Here is a 15,349-nt window from a genome sequence, read left to right as displayed (position 1 = left end):
CTTTCGGGCCAGCGAGCGCCATGGCCAGGTGGTGCGCGTGGTCGCTCAGATCATCGCGCGGACGCGCTCGATGACGGGCGCGAAGGTGTCCAGGTACGGCCCGTGCACGCTGTAGTAGGTGAAGCCGTAACGGGGCTTGAGTAGCAGCCGTACGAGATCCTCCGCTAAGCGCCGGAGGGCTGGTCGGACTTGTTGAGGTAGCCGTAGATCGTGCTGCGGGGCACGGTGAACAGGTCGGCGATCTCCTGGACAGTTTTCTCGCGTGCGTCGTAAAGCTGCTGGGCCAGCTCGGCTTGCTGCTCAGTGAGCTTCGGTCGCCGGCCGCCCTTGCGTCCGCGGGCTCGGGCAGCGGCCAGACCCTCGTTGGTATTGGCCACGATGAGGTCGCGCTGGAATTCGGCGACGGCGGCCAGCATCCGGTAGACCATGCGGCCTTCGGCGGTGGTGGTGTCGATGCCCTGCTCCAGGAACCGGAACGCGACGTCTCGCTGCCGGAACTCGTCCAGCAGCGAGACGAGATGCGCAGTCGAGCGCCCGACCCGATCCAGGGTCAGGACGTTCTTGACGCTTGAGCTGGTGGACGCGGGGATCGGTTTGCGGCGATGATGAGTGCGCTGGTGCCGAGTGGGGGCAGTGCCCACAGTGCGGCGGTGATGTAGCCATCCTGGGTGGGGAGCATTGCGCCGTTCGGGGTAGTGACGGCGAGTAGGAAGCCGGCGAGTGCGCTGCCGATGCTCATTCCAATGCTGCGGGCGATCTGGTTGATCGAGAGCACGCTGGCTGTTTCTCCTTGGGGCACACCGACGAGGACGAGCTTGGGCATCACTGCGAAGACACCACCGACGGCGAAGCCGAGTAGGGCGATCGCGACGAGGACGGCGAGTAGCGACTGGTTGCCGGCGGCGAACAGCAGTGCGCTGGCGACGGCGATCAGGACAGAGACCGCGTATGTCCAACGTTCGGTGTTGCGCACGCTGAGACGCGGCACCGCTTTTCCTGCAACGAACCCGAGCAGCGAGAACGGGATCAGTGCTGCACCTGCGGCGATGCCAGGGAGGGCGAATCCGTAGTGAGCACCGGCGGGGGTCTGCACGTAGCGGGTGAATAGGCTGAATAGCAGGTACAAGCCTGTCCCGGCCACGAGTATCGCCAGGTTCGCGCGTAGGACGGGCCCTTGACTGAGCAGCCGCAGGTTCACCAATGGTGCTGTGGTGCGCTGTTCGATGAACGCCCATACGGCCAGGACTGCGGCGGCACCGGCGAGGATGCCGGTGGCCAGCCACGCGGTCGCCCATATCGAGGGTTCGGCGATGACCAGTAGGAGCCCGAGGGTGCCGAGAGCGAGGAGCAGTGCGCTGGTGACGTCGATCCGGGGCAGCTCCCCGGGTGCCTCAACGGGCAGTGTTCGCCAAGCGATGGCGAGCGCGACCGTGGATAGGAGGAGTCCGAGTCCGTATGCGGCGCGCAGGCCTGCGAGTTGGTCGAGAAGACCGATCGCGGGGTAGCCGACCCCGATCCCTACTGTGGTTGCGACCGATAACGCGGCGATCGTGGACGCCGAGCGCTCAGGTGGCAGGTGTGTGCGGGCGACGCTCATCAGCAGCGCCCCGACCGCGACCGCGAGCCCCTGTAAGCCGCGTCCGATCAACAACGCCGCGAACGGAAGCGGGAGCACCGTCAGCAGTCCACCTAGCGTGACCAGGGCGAGTGTGGCCAGGATCGTGACACGGCGGTACGGGCCGCTGCCGAGCCTGCCGAGAACCGGGCCCACGATCGCACCACTGAACAGCGTCACCGTCAAGGTCCACTGCGCAGCATCCAGGGACACGTGCATTCCCGTGGCGACCGGAGTGATGAGAGGCGCCCCGACACTGCCGATCACCGCTCCCGCCAACGCTGTGCATACTAGTGCGACACTCAGTCGTCCGTCCCGCTGGACGGAGACGGCGCTGCGGTCGTCCGTGCGGGCGCTCATCGGTTTGCCTCGGTCGTGATGTGCGCGAACAGACCGGATTGGATCCGGGTGCGGACACCATCGGCCCACGCGGCGTTGATCTGCTCGATGTCCATCGCGGCGCCAGCGTTTAGCAGCATCCCAAAGGCGAGGAACGTCTTCACGGTCACCGGTTCGAGCCCAGTGCCGTCCTCGGCTGTGCCCCACATCCGTGCGAAACATGCCCGCACCGCGTCCCGCACCTCCGGATCGCCACATGCAGCGAAACCCTGAAGCTGCAACAACAACCCGGTCCGGTCGGCCAACAGGCCGAAGTACTGGGCGCCCATCGCCGAGAGCGCATCCAGACCCGTTCTGCCCTCGCCCGCGTCGCGCATCCCGTCGCTGAAACGCTCGAACGCCGCCCGGACCAACTCCAGGAACAGGGCCTTCTTCGTCCCGAACATCCGGAAGATGTACGCCTGCGTGATCCCCGCATCCCGCGCGATCGCCTCCGTCGACGCCCCATGCAAGCCATGAGCCGCGAATTCCTCCGCCGCAATGGTCAACACCTGAGTACGCCGCTCGGCCCCACTCATACGTTCAGCCATGGCAACAAGTTATCAGTTACTAACTACTAAATAGATGTGACGTCAATCCATCGCAACACCCGTTGTCCATCGAGGGACGGCGGCGACTCGTTGACCGTTGCCGGACCAGGCCTATCGCTCATGTGGCAGCCGAGATGGGTATCTCTCGCTCTTGCGCGTCGAAGTGGGTGTGAACCGGTGGCGCCGCTACGGTGACGTCGGCTTACTGGACCGGTCGACCCCGCGCCGTCAACCGAGCGCCACGCCGCCGGAGATCGCCCAGCAGACCGTGACCTGGAGGCGTGAGCGCAAAAGGTCCGCGTCCCGGATCGCATTCGAACTCAACGACACAGGTGTGGCGATCAGTCATCTCACGGCCACAAGGATCACCGTCGGCGCGGGTTGAACCGGCCGTGTTCGTGCGCCTGGCACAACATCGTGCGGCGGGACATGAGATCTCCTACTCGTCTGGTTCGACGTCGGCGGGGTCGCGCAGCGGGCGCAGCCCGGCCGACTGGGGCGGGTGAAAGGTGTAGGCGCCGTGGACATTCAGATGGGAGTCGATCAACGGGGACAGCCGGGCGGCGTCGGTGTCGTTGACCGGGTAGCCCTGGGCGCGCAGCTGCTCAACGGCGGCGTTGAGATAGGTGGTGTTCCACAGCACCACGGCGTTGAGCACCAGGCCCAGCGCGCCGAGCTGGTCTTCCATGCCCTATCCGCGGCCGGGTCGATGCGCCAGAACCGGGTGTCGGCCAGTCCTGCCAGCCGGGGCGCGTACTGCATCCCGCAGATCCGGTACAACCCGAAGACCATGTCCGAATACCCAGCCGTAGCTGACGTGACCAGCTCCGGGCGGCGCCCGTGGTCGGGGTTGAGCATCACGTCCAGCTGAAACAGCGAGTCCCGCTGCGTGCCCGGCACGACCGTGGCGCCGATCCCGGCGACCTGGTCGTTGATCGCGTTGAGCCAGGTTGCGCCCCTGCGGCGACCGAAATAGCGCGGGTTTGGCGGCGTAGACGGTGTTCACCGGCACGACGAACCGCAGCCCATCCACCGAGGCGACCATGCCACCGCCCCAGAGCTGGGCTAGGGGAATGTTCGGCGAAGTCCCGGTAGCCGAACTCGCGGCGGATCTCCGCCGTGTGCTCCCACTGGGTGGCCTGCCGTTCCGCGTAGGACTTCACACACGACGGATCCGTGATCTCCAACTGTTCCGCCCGAAAGTCCACCACGGTGGGCGCCTCCAGCGGATCCGCCAGGAACGTCCCCAAATACCGCACCGTCGACAGCTGAAGGCTGAACCCGAGCCGAAGATGTTGTAGGAGAAGCGGAATCGGGTCATGCGGATCACGCTGCCGCAAGCGCCGGCTGATCACCACCGGATCCGCCGGGAGCGGAACCGGTAAATCATTAGGATCTATTCCTTCAGTGTTGAATGATATCAATCTCTTCGAGCAAGATCAACCCGATACTGACTTCGCCTCCGAAAACCGCTATGAATCGGACAAACGTTGGCTCTAGCCGTGAGTGGCAAGGGGTTTCGGGGGCGGGGAATGGTCCTGCCGTCGAAGTGATCGTCGCGGTGCGACCTACGCCTTCGCCGTTGATGTGGTGGTCCATTGGGGACTTAGGTCAGCGGTGCGAACAGGTCGATCCCGTTGCCGTCGGGGTCGTGGACGACGGCGTAGCGCTGGCCCCAGAAGGCGTCCCACGGTGCTTTGTCGCCTGCGTAGCTGGCTTCGGTCAGATGCCGGTACATCGCGTCGACTTCGGCCGGGCTGTCGAGCAGGAAAGCCAGGGCGATCTGCGGGCCGCCGGTGGCCGGTTGCCAATCCGGGTTGAACGAGCGGACCGTATCGATGGTGTCCCAGGCCAATCGCATTCCGCCGGGCAGCGTGGTCTCGACGTGTGGCTGCTGGTCGGCGTCGGCGGGCACGTCCAGGCCGAGTCGGCGGTAGAACGCCAGGGATCGCGCCATGTCGGTGACGACGAGGCCGACGAGATCCAGTTGGGCTTTCATTGAAACTCCCGCTAGTCGATGTCGTCCTTGCAGGCTATGGCCGGTGCCAGGGGCCAGGCTTGAACGAATCGGCCATGCGGTGGTCAGTCGTAGCCGCGGATGAGGTGGCTCTCGTCGAACTCGTCGAAGTCCGGGTCGGCCTCGGTCCGGTCGTGGGTGGGCAGGTGAAGTTCGCGCGGTTCCACGTCGAATGGGCCGGTTCGCTGGTGCGGTGCGGCAAAGTAATCGGCGAGCGTCATGCCATTGCTCCTCTCGGCGCGGAATCTATTGCCTGATGGTGCTTCTCGGCTCCGGAGATCGCACGTGGCATCGGTTTGCTACTGATCAGAATCGCCCGGTTGGGCTGCCAACATGTGAAGTATTAACTTCTATAGTTTCAGTGTTGATCAAAATTTACAATACAGCAATCATCAGCTAACCCCGCAATCACCAAATACGCCAAGACAAAGTCAGGCCTTCGGCGTGAGGCGGCGGCCGTTCCGCGGGGCTATGTATTCGCCGTTGTCGACGACTGTTCGGCCGGCTTGGCAGACCCAGGGGATGCCTTTCGGTGGCCGTAGCGGGTCTTGGTAGTCGCCGAGGTCGATGACGGCGTCGGCGTCGAAGGCGACCAGGTCCGCGATGTGTCCGGGGGCGATCATGCCGCGGTCGGGGATGCGGAAGGACGCCGCGGGCAGCGAGGTCATCCGTCGGATCGCTTCGGGCAGCGTCAGCACGCCCCGTTCGCGGGCGTAGCGGCCGAGAACTCGGGGAAAGGTGCCGGTCAGTCTCGGATGCGGTTTGCCTCCGGTGCCAGGCGGCAACCCATCGGAGCCGATCATGGTGTGCGGGTCGGCCATCGCCAGTTCGAGATCATCCTCGTGCATCGCGAAATTAATCATCGAGACGCGGAGGCGTTCGCCGACCAGCACGTCGATCAGCGCGTCCACCGGTTCGGTGTCGGCGGCTGCGGCGAGCTCGGCGACGGTCCGGCCTTCGTAGCGGTGGCTGGCGGTGGTCGCGATGAGGATGTGGTGTAGGGGTAGACGTCCTGGACCACGTCGTGGCCGGTGCTGCGGGCCTGGTGGATCTTGTCCAGTGCGGGTCGCATCTTGCCCCAGTTGTCGGCGTGGGTGGCCTTGAGGTGGGACAGGTGGGTGCGGCCTGCGGTCGCGCCGATCCGCAGCGCCTCGTCGATGGCGTCCAGTAGGGCCTCGCCTTCGTCGCGCATGTGTGTGACGTAGAGGCCGGTGCCGCCGAGGGCTTCGGCGACTGCCGTGAGTTCGTCGGTGGTGGAGAAGACGGCAGGCGGGTAGATCAGGCCGCTGGAGAGGCCGAAGGCACCGGCGGTCATGCCTTCTTCGAGGGCCGTTCGCATGGTGCGTAGTGCGGTGTCGTCGGGGGCTATGTCGGCCATGCCGAGCGCGGCGATGCGGAGGGTGCCGTGGCCGATGAGCGGGCAGTAGTTGGTGACGTAACCGGCCGCGTCGGTGGCGGCGAAGAGGTCGGGGAAGCCGGTCCAGGTGAAGTCCAGCGGTGGGAACAGTCGTCGCAGGAATGCCGCGAGGGTGTGGCATTGTCGGTGCTGAATGGTGCGAGGCTGAAGCCGCAGTTGCCGACGACTTCGGTGGTGACACCCTGCAAGATCTTGGTGGTGTCGTCGGTGGTGAGCAGCGGGGCGTTGTCCGCGTGGGAGTGGACGTCGATGAAGCCGGGGGCGAGGACGAGTCCCGTGAGATCGCGTCGTGGCGTGTCCGGCGGGAAAGTCCCCCCGGGGGCTCGACGGCGGTGATGCGGCCGTTTTGGATGAGCACTTCGGCTGGGCGCAGGGGACTTCCGGTGCCGTCGGCGAGCTGCGCTCCGGTGAGCAGTTCGGCGTTGGTCACGCGGGCCTGCCTTTCGCGTACCCGGCACACCCCACCCCTGTGCAGAACCGCACTCGCTGTCAGGTGAGCAGGCCGGGGACGCCGGGGGTGGTTCGGCGGCGGCGCAGCCAGACCTTGCGGGTGCCGTCGGAGTAGAGGAGTACCCGGGACAGTTCCCAGCCGGAGAATTCGGCGTGGATGCTGAGTTGGGTCGCTGCGCTCCAGCGGGTGATGCCCGGTGGTAGGCGCAGCGGCCGGTACTCCCAATCCGAATCGGTGTCGATTCCTTCCACGTTCACATTCTCACCACCTGGTATCCGGCGCCGTTGGCGGAGGCGATGTAGATGTCTCCGGTGTCTGGGTCGACTGCGACCGAGTTGGGTTGGGTGATGGTGGGCAGCCGGTGGCGTTCCTGGGGTTCGCCGCCGGCGATGTCGTAGCCGACGAGTTCGTTGGTTGCGGTCAGCGTGACCCAGGCTAGGTCGCGGGTGGGGTCGTAGGCGAGGCCGTAGGGGGCGCCGACGACCGGGTAGCGCTGTTTCATGACCAGCGGGTCGGTGCTGAAGGCGAGGAGTTCTTGGCCGCGGGTGTCGATGGTGATGATGCGGCCGTAGCGGTCGGTGAAGGCGTTGGTGGCGCCTTGTCCGGCGCGCAGTCCGGCGCCTTTGGTGCCGGTTGTGGGGTTGATGGGGGTGAGTGCGGTGGTGAGGCGGTCGAGGACGTAGATGTCGCTGGCGGCGGGCAGCAGCTGTGCGGGGCCTTGGAATTTGTCTGCTGTGGTGACGGGTTTGCCGTTTTGCAGGACGGTGACGCTGGCGGTGTCGCGGAGGGCGACGGCGGTCCGGTTTGCGTCGAGGTCGACTGCGTCGACGGGGCCGCCGGGGACCGGGGTGGATTGCGCGGTGGCGGTGCTCAGGTCGACGCGGGTGATGAGGTTGGCGTCGGGCAGTGCCGCGAGGAGTTTGCCGTGTTCGGTGCGCAGTCCGGCGGGGGCGCTGGGCAGGTTGACCGTGCGCTGGGTGTTGGTGCGCGGGTCGATGAGGGTGAGGGTGGGGCCGCTGGCGAGCACGAGGGTGTGGGTGTCGCGGTCGAAGGCGGTGTGTTGCACCGGGGGTGCTGGGTGCACCGTTCCTGCGGGCGGGGTGGTTGTGGGTGGTGCGGTGGCGGGTGTTGCGGCGGTGAGGGTGTTGGTGACCTGGAGGGGGTCGCTGGCGGTGTCCGTGCCGCAGCCGGTGAGCAGGGTTGCGGTGAGGCAGAGGGCGGCCAGACGACGCAACGAGGTCCTCCTAAGTGCTGCGTGCCCGCTGGGTGCGGTGCGTGTTCCTTTCTCCAGGATTCCTGATGCGGTTGGCGGGGTGGTCGTTGGCCCGGGTGGGCGGGGTCTCAGGGTGGCAGGTGGGGTGCGGGGCGGGAATGGGTGTGGTCGAGGTTGACCCGATGGGTGGTCAGGGCTGGGCGGGGTTGCGTTCGGGGTAGCTCTTGACGGGGGTGCTGATGTCGTCGAGGGCGGCGCGGATGGCTGGGGGGAGGGTGAGGTGTTCGGCGGCGAGGGAGGTTTTGAGTTGGGCGGCGGTTCGGGCGCCGAGGATGGGGGCGGTGACGCCGGGGCGGTCGCGGACCCAGGCGAGGGCGACGTGTACGGGTGAGGTGCCGAGTCCTTCGGCGGCGGTGAGGACCGCTTGCACGATGCGGGCGGCGCGTTCGGTGCGGTGGTGTTCGACGTAGCTGGCGAGGTGGCTGGTGGCGCCGCGGGAGTCGGGTGGGGTGGCGTTGCGGTATTTGCCGGTGAGGACGCCGCGGCCGAGGGGGGCCCAGGCGAGCAGGCCGAGGCCGTGGTGTTCGGCGGCGGGGGTGACTTCGCGTTCGATGCCTCGTTCGAGCAGTGAGTACTCGACTTGGGTGGCGATCAGCGGGGTGCGGGTGGGGTTGGCGTTCTGGTGGGTGGCGGCGGTGGCGAGTTGCCAGCCTGAGTAGTTGGAGATGCCGGCGTAGCGGACGCGGCCGGTGGTGACGGCGGTGTCGATGGCGGCGAGGGTTTCGTCGAGGGGGACGGTGGGGTCCCAGGCGTGTAGTTGCCAGAGGTCGAGGTGGTCGACTTGGAGGCGGCGCAGGGAGCCGTCGAGGGCGGTGAGCAGGGCGCCGCGGGAGGCACCGCCGCCGAAGGGGCCGGGTTTGCGGCGGGCGACGGCTTTGGTGGCGAGCACGATTTCGTCGCGGGGCAGGTGGGTGGCGAGCAGATCGCCGAGGATTTGTTCGCTGTGGCCGTCTTGGTAGACGTCGGCGGTGTCGATGAGGGTGCCGCCGGCTTCGTGGAAGGTGGACAGTTGCTCGGCGGCTTCGTCGGCGTCGGTGTCCAGTCCCCAGGTCATGGTGCCCAGGGCGAGGCGGGAGACGCGCAGGCCGCTGCGGCCGAGTTGTCGGTGTTCCACGGTGCGTGAGCGTATTCGGTGTGGCGGCTGTGGTCGGTGAGGCTGTGGCGGCGGGTCTGGTTCTGCGTGTCTCGGATCACAGCGGTCGGGGGAGGCCTGCTTTGTTCGTTGCGGGGTGTGATCGATCGCCTGAGACCTGGTGGTATGTGGGTTTGCGGGGTGGGGGAGGAGGGTCGGTGGGGATGCTGCAAGATCTGGGTTCTGCGCCCACCGGCCGGTGGCCGGTGGGCGCGCAAATGTCTTTGCGATCGTGCGGGAGTGGATTTCGTTGTCGTGGTTGCAGGCCATGGTGCTGGCCGTGGTCCAGGGGCTCACCGAGTTCCTGCCGGTTTCTTCGTCCGGTCATTTGTCGATCGTGTCGAAGTTATTTTTTGGTGATGATGCGGGCGCGTCGTTTACGGCGGTGACGCAGATCGGTACCGAGCTGGCGGTGGTGATCTATTTCGCCAAGGACATCGTGCGGTTGGTGGCGGTGTGGTTCCGCGGGCTGGCGGATGCCGAGGTGCGGCGGACGCCGGACTACCGGCTGGCGTGGTATGTGATCGTTGGCAGCTTGCCGATCGGGGTGTTGGGTTTCCTGTTTCAGGACTACATCCGGTCGACGTTGCGGAGTCTGTGGATTACCGGTGCGACGTTGATCGTGTTCGGTGTGTTGATGGGGTTGGCGGAGCGGTTCGGTCGTCAGCTTCGGGGACTGGACCGGTTGCAGTTGCGTGATGGTGTCTTGATGGGGTTGGCGCAGTCGTTGGCGTTGATTCCGGGGGTGTCGCGGTCGGGCGGCACGATCACTGCTGGTTTGGCGTTGGGATTGGACCGGCCGACGGCGGTGCGGTTCTCGTTCTTGCTGGCGATTCCGGCGGTGTTCGCGGCGGGCGTGTCGGAGGTTTCGCACGTTTTCGAGCCGAGCGCGTACGGGTTGCAGCCGACGGTGGCGCAGATGGTCGTGGCGACGGTGGTGGCCGGGGTGATCGGGTATGCGGTGATCGCCTGGTTGTTGCGGTTCGTGGAGCGGCACAGCGTTTACTTGTTCGTGTGGTACCGGATCGCGTTGGGTTTGGTGGTGTTCGGGTTGTTGGGGTTCGGTGTCATGCAGCCGTGACCTGGTGATCCGTGGGCGTGGTCCGTACCTGTTGGTGCGGACCACGTTCTTTTTCGGGGGGTTGTGGTGGGTTGCGTGGCGGTGTGGGCCTACGCTCGGCGGTCGTGGCGACTCTCATCCTGTTGCGGCATGCGCGGTCGGCGGCCAATGGTGCCGGAACGTTGGCCGGGCGTTCGCTCGGTGTCGGGTTGGACGAGACCGGAGTGAGTCAGGCCGCGGGCCTGGCCGACCGGTTGGCGGGGGTTCCGGTGCGGGAGATCGTGGTGTCTCCGTTGCAGCGGTGCCAGGAGACGGTGGCGGCGTTGGCGGCGCAGCGTGGGCTTTCGCCGGTGGTGGAGCCGGAGTTGTCCGAGGTCGATTACGGGGAGTGGACCGGCAGGAAGGTCAGCGAGCTGACTGCGGAGCCGTTGTGGAAGGTGGTGCAGCAGCATCCGTCGGCGGCGGTGTTCCCGGGTGGTGAGGGGCTGGCGCAGGTGCAGGCGAGGGCGGTGGCCGCGGTGCGGGCGCATGATCGCCGGTTGGGGGCGGATGCGGTGTGGTTGGCGTGCACGCATGGCGATGTGATCAAGTCGGTGCTGGCGGATGCGTTGGGCCTGCACCTGGATGCGTTCCAGCGGATCGTGGTGGATCCGTGTTCGGTGAGCGTGGTGCGTTACACCGAGACCCGGCCGTTTGTGTTGAAGGTCAACGACACCGGTGGGGACGTGTCGGGGTTGTTGCCGCCGCCGGATGCGGCGAAGTCGCACTCGGATGCCGTCGTGGGTGGCTCGACGGGCGCGCCGGAGGCTGATCGCGTCTGATTGTGCGGGCCGGGGCGGTTGGCGGTTGGGTGTGCTTCGGGCGCTCCAGCGGGTTCTGATGGGGTTCCGCTACCCGCACGCAATCCGCTTTGAAGCACTCTCTAGTTGCGGAGTTTCACGAGGTGGCAGCGGGTGTCGGCGGGAAGGAAGCGCTGGGTGCCGCCGGTGAAACGGATGAGGACCTGCTGGCTGTTGGCCGGGGTGATCTGGTCGACGATGCCGACTGGCCCGATGGGGCCGTGGATACGGATCGCGTCGTCGGGTTCGAGTTCGTCGGCGTAGACCAGTTCGAGGTTGGTGGCCGCAGAGGCGGGCCGAACCCAGCGGATTGCGGCGAACCAGGTGGCGTAGGCGGTGGTGGCCAGGATCAGCGGTAGCCAGGTGTAGAGGTCGATGAGAGCCAGGCCCAGGGCGGCGCCTGCCAGTGCGGCCCACAGTCCGGAGCTGATCGGCCAGCGGCCCAGTTGCAGCCATCCGGTGGTGCGGATGGTGCCGTCAGGTTGGCGGCCGCGCGCGGGTTGGCCGGGCTGGGTGGGGAAGTCGAAGGACGTTTCGTCGCCGGCGGTGAGGTCGTCGCGGGTGGTTTCCGAGGTGATCTTGCCCAGTGGTTCGCGGGCGGTGTTCTCGGGCTGCGGTGGGGGCGGCGGCTGGGGTTGTAGCCGGGGGATTTCGATGGTGTCGGCCAGCGAGGGGTTTTCGGTCGGGGTGGCCAGTGGCTGGTCGAAGCGGGTCTGTTGGGGACTGAGCAGGGTGCGCAGCATGGTGACTTCCATGCCGCGGCGTTGTCCGCAGGTCGTGCACACCATTGCCGCGCCGGTCGGGGCGTCGGCGTCGGCGACGGTGCTCAGCGGTCCGTGTCCGTCGGGGCATCGCGGGGCGTAGGGGCCGTTTTCGAGGATTTTCAGGGCGCTGGCGTGATGGCGGTCGGTGGAGGAATCCTCGGTGTTGTTCATCATTGCGTGGTCCACCTCAGCTTGCCGTCACCGGACCGTTGGCAGCTGGCGGGTGCACCGGAGGCGGTGCTACCGACGTCGCCTTGGTGGGAGCAGCGTTGACCTTCGGTCACCGTCGGGGCCGACTCCTGCTCGTCGGTGGTGGTGGCGGTGGTGGGGTGTGGGCGGCCGTTGTTGCCGTCCTGGCCCGGGGGGATGTCCGGGTGGGTGGGCTGCGGCTGCTGCGGTGGGGTGGTGGTGGTTGTTGAGGTCGTGGGTCGTGGGGTCGTCGTGCTCGTGGTGGTGGTGTTCGTTGGTGTGGTCGTTGGCGTTGCCGGTTCCGGTTCGGTTGTGGTGGTGGGCGTCGCCGGGGCCGGTGCCGTGGTGGTCTGCGCGAGGTAGCCGATAGGCGCTTGCGGGGGCTGGGGGAGCGCGGCGAGGTCTTGGCCGCCTGCGGGCAGGGCGCTAAGGACGCCAGTGCCGGTCGCGATCAACAGCGCGGCTGCGGGCAGCAGCCGGACCGCCAGCGGGGTCTTCCACCACCAGCGACGCAACTGGTCGGGGTGCTCGGCAGGCAACTCGTGACTCCTTCGTGTTGTGCCGGTGCTATTTGTCCCCGACCCGGCGGGGGGAATCGTAGCGAATTCGTCACGAACCTGTGTCCTTACGTTCGGTGCGATATCGGGTTTTGGGTGGATTGCCGGAGCGTATGGAACCGCGAGATTCCGGATGTGATCTCCATCGCAGCGTCTCGGGCTGTGCGCCGCGTGATCACCGGAAACGCATGTGCGGACACGAAGAGTCGCGACCCTTTTCGTCCGATGTGGACGTTTTCCGGCGGCGACGCGAAACGCGCCGGGAATTTGGTCGGGGCATCAGGCGGCTCATGGCCGGCGACGATTTTCAACCGGCCTTAAGAAAGATTTATGCTCTGGAGGGAGTGCCTATTTAGGACGGATGCGGTAGCAGCGCATCGGTTACCTGCTCCAGGCGCGGCCCGGCCGACGAGGGAGCGCACCAGTTCCGGCGGCATCGCCATGGAGTGCCACATCTCTGGCTGGCGGCTCCGGCGTTCGCAGCGTCACGCCGACATCGGGTGTTGCGTTTTCTGCGCCGCCGCTACACCTGTGCGCAGGTCGTCCAGCGATATCCCCACCGCGTCGGCCACCGCGGCGACGGTGAAGAACGCAGGCGTGGGAATGCGGCCCTTCTCGATCTTGCGGAGGGTCTCGGTGGAGATCCCGGACGCGGCGGCGATCTCGACCATGCTGCGCTCGCCGCGTGCCTGCCGCAGCGCTTGGCCGAGCAGTTCGCCCCGTTGCCGTTCGTGGTCGTTCAGCGGCTCACGCACCATGACCGTGATACTAATATCGGTATAGTTATTGGGTCCAGTCTGTGGGAGACACGTGTGATCGAGCTGAAGACCACCACCGAGATCGACGTGCTGCGAGAAGCGGGCCGGATCGTGGCGCGCACCCTGCACGCCGTTCGCGCGCACGCGACGGTGGGCACCACGTTGCGCGAGCTCGACGAGCTGGCGCACACCGCGATCACCGACGCCGGCGCGCAGCCGGTGTTCCTCGGCTACCGGCCCAACTGGGCGCCCACCCCGTTCCCCGGCGTGATCTGCGCATCGGTCAACGACGCGATCGTGCACGGCATCCCCAACGGGCACCGGCTTGCCGACGGTGACCTGGTCAGCATCGACTGCGGCGCTCGCGTGCAGGGCTGGGTCGGCGACGCCGCGATCACCTTCAGCGTCGGCACACCCCGGCCCGAGGACACGCAGCTGACCGAGACCACCGAGCAGGCCCTGGCCGATGGCATCGCCGCGGCCCGGCCGGGCGGTCGTATCGGCGACATCGCCCGCGCGATCGGCGTGGTCGGACGCAGTGCCGGCTACGGCATTCCCGACACACTCGGCGGCCACGGCGTCGGACGCGACATGCACGAAGCCCCGTTCGTGCCCAACGACGGCGCGGCCGGACGGGGTGCCCCGCTGCGCCCCGGGCTGGTGCTGGCGATCGAGCCGATGTTCCTGGCCGGCGGCCGCGACCACATCCGCACCGCTGAGGACGGCTGGACCGTGCTCACCGGCGACGGCAGCCGCGCTGCCCACGTCGAGCACACCATCGCCATCACCGAAGACGGACCACGAGTGCTCACCGCGCTCTGAGGACCGGTCTTCGCGGCACCGCAACAGCGGAGCAGGCGAGAGGGCGGCTGGACGAAGCCGCGGAGCCGGGGCAGAGTCTTTTCGAGGACAATCCCGCCGGTTAGGGTGGACGTGACCGCGCGCGGCGTTGAAACAGGAACGAAGTGCTGGCCCCGGCGGCTGCCGTGACGGCGCCGCGAGTGGCATCGCCCAATTAGGACATGGCACGTTTTTCGCCAATAACGGCGAAAACGCGAAGATGAGCAAAGACACATGCCGCCGCCGGACAAGATCCGGATACTGAGCGATGATGCCCACGCGCGACACGCGCATGTCCCTCACGAGGAATGATGGAAAAGCACTTCGTCTTCGTCAGCATGCCCGCCACGGGCCACGTCAACCCCACCCTGCCGCTGGTGACCGAACTGCTGCGGCGCGGCCACCGGGTCAGCTACGCCGTTGGTCACGAAATGGCCTCCACCGTGGAAACCACGGGCGCCGAGGTCGTCGAACTGCCCACCGAAATGCCGAAAATTCCGCAGCAGGACCAGTTCGGCCCGCAGCGGTTAGCGGGGCTGATGCGGTTCATGCTCGATGACATTCAGGCCAGCTTCCCGATGCTGGAGAAACGATTCCACGCCGACAAGCCGGATGCCGTGTGCTTCGACGTGATGACCACGATCGGACGCATGCTGGCCGAGAAACTCGGCGTGCCCGAGATCGCGTTGGTGCCCAACTTCGCCTCGAACGAGAACTTCTCGCTGCGCGATGCCCTCTCCGACAGCAACGCCGAGTTCCCCGTCGAGGTATTCGCCGAGTTCGGCCGTCGGATCCAGCAGCTGGGCGCCGAGTTCGGCGTGCACGCCTACCCGCCGGTCGGCGCGCCGCCCGCCGGACTGAACCTGGTGTTCCTGCCGCGCGAGTTCCAGCTCAGCGCGGACACCTTCGATCAGCGGTTCCGCTTCCTCGGCCCGTTGCTCGGTGACCGGGCCGAAGTACCCTGGCAGCCCCGCGATCCGCACGCCCCGCTGCTGTTCATCTCGCTGGGCACCGCGTTCAACAACCGCCCGGATTTCTACCGGATGTGCTTTGCGGCCTTCGCCGACAGCCCCTGGCAGGTCGCGATGTCCACCGGTCAGCACCTCGACGCGAGCGAGCTCGGCCCGGTCCCGGCCAATTTCGACGTGCGCCCCTCGTTCCCGCAGCCCGCAGTCCTGCGCCACGCCGCCGTCTTCCTGTCGCACACCGGCATGAACTCCACTATGGAATCCCTGCACGCCGGGGTGCCGCTGGTGGCCGTGCCGCAGATGCCCGAACAGGCCGCCAACGCCGCCCGCGTCGAAGAGCTCGGCCTCGGCCGCCGGCTGAACTCCGGCACCCTCACTGCCGCCGACCTGCGCGCCGCCGTCGACGAGGTGGCCGCCGACGAACAGGTTCGCGCCCACCTCGACGGGATGCGCCAGATCATTCACGATTGCGGCGGTGCCGTCGCCGGAGCCGATGCCCTGGAGGAACACCTGTCCTGAAGGCCCGGGCTTTTACCGGTT

18 protein-coding genes and 3 pseudogenes are annotated in these 15,349 nt (G+C 67.1%); 5 read left to right on the top strand and 16 right to left on the bottom strand.

Features of this window, described 5'->3' with window-relative positions; genetic code table 11:
- Positions 1-164: 164 nt before the first annotated feature.
- The 3 genes from BJ970_RS28795 to BJ970_RS28785 are packed head-to-tail and all read right to left on the bottom strand — an operon-like array spanning position 165 to position 2,544.
- Positions 165-641 (bottom strand): recombinase family protein, encoded by a 477-nt coding sequence (locus tag BJ970_RS28795; protein WP_312864520.1) that lies wholly within the window; start codon positions 639-641, stop codon positions 165-167.
- A complete protein-coding gene (locus BJ970_RS28790) occupies positions 551-1,975 on the bottom strand; it encodes an MFS transporter (RefSeq protein WP_184730053.1) in 1,425 nt (474 codons plus the stop codon). The genes BJ970_RS28795 and BJ970_RS28790 overlap by 91 nt, the downstream gene beginning before the upstream one ends.
- The gene (locus BJ970_RS28785) at positions 1,972-2,544 is read right to left on the bottom strand and encodes a TetR/AcrR family transcriptional regulator (RefSeq protein WP_246471881.1); all 573 of its coding nucleotides are present in this window, start codon (positions 2,542-2,544) and stop codon (positions 1,972-1,974) included. Before BJ970_RS28785 ends, BJ970_RS28790 begins: the two co-directional genes overlap by 4 nt.
- A 36-nt stretch (positions 2,545-2,580) precedes the next feature.
- Here BJ970_RS28785 and BJ970_RS40230 point away from each other — a divergent pair.
- Positions 2,581-2,908 (top strand): annotated as a pseudogene (locus BJ970_RS40230) (helix-turn-helix domain-containing protein); the annotation flags it as partial.
- 75 nt (positions 2,909-2,983) lie between these two features.
- On the opposite strand, the pseudogene BJ970_RS38325 reads toward BJ970_RS40230, so the two are convergent.
- The 10 genes and pseudogenes from BJ970_RS38325 to BJ970_RS28740 form a co-directional block, all read right to left on the bottom strand.
- A pseudogene (locus tag BJ970_RS38325) lies at positions 2,984-3,619 on the bottom strand (Tn3 family transposase); the annotation flags it as partial.
- A 55-nt stretch (positions 3,620-3,674) separates the two neighbouring features.
- Positions 3,675-3,803, bottom strand: a pseudogene (locus BJ970_RS40225) (DUF4158 domain-containing protein); the annotation flags it as partial.
- A gap of 347 nt (positions 3,804-4,150) precedes the next feature.
- Entirely contained in the window at positions 4,151-4,543 is a 393-nt protein-coding gene (locus BJ970_RS28765; RefSeq protein ID WP_184730044.1) for a VOC family protein, read from the bottom strand.
- 83 nt (positions 4,544-4,626) lie between these two features.
- On the bottom strand, positions 4,627-4,782 hold the full coding sequence (locus tag BJ970_RS28760) for a hypothetical protein (protein WP_184730042.1): 156 nt from the start codon (positions 4,780-4,782) through the stop codon (positions 4,627-4,629).
- A 210-nt stretch (positions 4,783-4,992) separates the two neighbouring features.
- Positions 4,993-5,472, bottom strand: coding sequence for an amidohydrolase family protein (locus BJ970_RS38320; RefSeq protein ID WP_312864519.1), 480 nt, complete (start codon positions 5,470-5,472; stop codon positions 4,993-4,995).
- Positions 5,460-5,939, bottom strand: a complete 480-nt coding sequence (locus BJ970_RS38315; protein WP_246471880.1) for an amidohydrolase family protein — start codon at positions 5,937-5,939, stop codon at positions 5,460-5,462. Before BJ970_RS38315 ends, BJ970_RS38320 begins: the two co-directional genes overlap by 13 nt.
- Positions 5,927-6,436: an amidohydrolase family protein gene (locus BJ970_RS39665; RefSeq protein ID WP_312864518.1), complete on the bottom strand. Its 510-nt coding sequence runs from the start codon at positions 6,434-6,436 to the stop codon at positions 5,927-5,929. The genes BJ970_RS38315 and BJ970_RS39665 overlap by 13 nt, the downstream gene beginning before the upstream one ends.
- A 31-nt stretch (positions 6,437-6,467) precedes the next feature.
- Positions 6,468-6,686, bottom strand: a complete 219-nt coding sequence (locus tag BJ970_RS28750) for a DUF5703 family protein (protein ID WP_184730040.1) — start codon at positions 6,684-6,686, stop codon at positions 6,468-6,470.
- On the bottom strand, positions 6,683-7,663 hold the full coding sequence (locus BJ970_RS28745) for a YncE family protein (protein ID WP_184730038.1): 981 nt from the start codon (positions 7,661-7,663) through the stop codon (positions 6,683-6,685). Before BJ970_RS28745 ends, BJ970_RS28750 begins: the two co-directional genes overlap by 4 nt.
- A 169-nt stretch (positions 7,664-7,832) precedes the next feature.
- The gene (locus tag BJ970_RS28740) at positions 7,833-8,816 is read right to left on the bottom strand and encodes an aldo/keto reductase (RefSeq protein WP_184730036.1); all 984 of its coding nucleotides are present in this window, start codon (positions 8,814-8,816) and stop codon (positions 7,833-7,835) included.
- Positions 8,817-9,066: 250 nt separating this feature from the next.
- Here BJ970_RS28740 and BJ970_RS28735 point away from each other — a divergent pair, with 250 nt between their 5' ends.
- Together BJ970_RS28735 and BJ970_RS28730 are read left to right on the top strand one after the other, a co-directional pair.
- Entirely contained in the window at positions 9,067-9,915 is an 849-nt protein-coding gene (locus tag BJ970_RS28735; RefSeq protein WP_312864517.1) for an undecaprenyl-diphosphate phosphatase, read from the top strand.
- A gap of 104 nt (positions 9,916-10,019) precedes the next feature.
- The gene (locus BJ970_RS28730) at positions 10,020-10,715 is read left to right on the top strand and encodes a histidine phosphatase family protein (protein ID WP_184730034.1); all 696 of its coding nucleotides are present in this window, start codon (positions 10,020-10,022) and stop codon (positions 10,713-10,715) included.
- Positions 10,716-10,816: 101 nt separating this feature from the next.
- Here the strand turns inward: BJ970_RS28730 and BJ970_RS28725 are convergent, their stop codons facing one another.
- The 3 genes from BJ970_RS28725 to BJ970_RS28715 form a co-directional block, all read right to left on the bottom strand.
- On the bottom strand, positions 10,817-11,671 hold the full coding sequence (locus tag BJ970_RS28725; RefSeq protein WP_246471879.1) for a hypothetical protein: 855 nt from the start codon (positions 11,669-11,671) through the stop codon (positions 10,817-10,819).
- The gene (locus BJ970_RS28720) at positions 11,668-12,225 is read right to left on the bottom strand and encodes a hypothetical protein (RefSeq protein ID WP_184732639.1); all 558 of its coding nucleotides are present in this window, start codon (positions 12,223-12,225) and stop codon (positions 11,668-11,670) included. Before BJ970_RS28720 ends, BJ970_RS28725 begins: the two co-directional genes overlap by 4 nt.
- Positions 12,226-12,728: 503 nt before the next feature.
- Positions 12,729-13,001 carry a helix-turn-helix domain-containing protein gene (locus BJ970_RS28715; protein WP_184730032.1) on the bottom strand — a complete coding sequence of 91 codons (273 nt, stop codon included), beginning with the start codon at positions 12,999-13,001 and terminating at the stop codon, positions 12,729-12,731.
- A gap of 54 nt (positions 13,002-13,055) precedes the next feature.
- Here BJ970_RS28715 and map point away from each other — a divergent pair, with 54 nt between their 5' ends.
- Together map and BJ970_RS28705 are read left to right on the top strand one after the other, a co-directional pair.
- The gene (gene map, locus BJ970_RS28710) at positions 13,056-13,823 is read left to right on the top strand and encodes a type I methionyl aminopeptidase (RefSeq protein WP_184730030.1); all 768 of its coding nucleotides are present in this window, start codon (positions 13,056-13,058) and stop codon (positions 13,821-13,823) included.
- 329 nt (positions 13,824-14,152) lie between these two features.
- Positions 14,153-15,328, top strand: a complete 1,176-nt coding sequence (locus tag BJ970_RS28705) for a macrolide family glycosyltransferase (RefSeq protein WP_184730028.1) — start codon at positions 14,153-14,155, stop codon at positions 15,326-15,328.
- The last annotated feature ends 21 nt before the right edge of the window (positions 15,329-15,349 follow it).

Source organism: Saccharopolyspora phatthalungensis, assembly GCF_014203395.1.
GTDB classification, from domain to species: domain Bacteria; phylum Actinomycetota; class Actinomycetes; order Mycobacteriales; family Pseudonocardiaceae; genus Saccharopolyspora; species Saccharopolyspora phatthalungensis.
The sequence above is the reverse complement of the archived record's forward strand: the minus strand, read 5'-3'. Positions and strand labels throughout refer to the sequence as shown.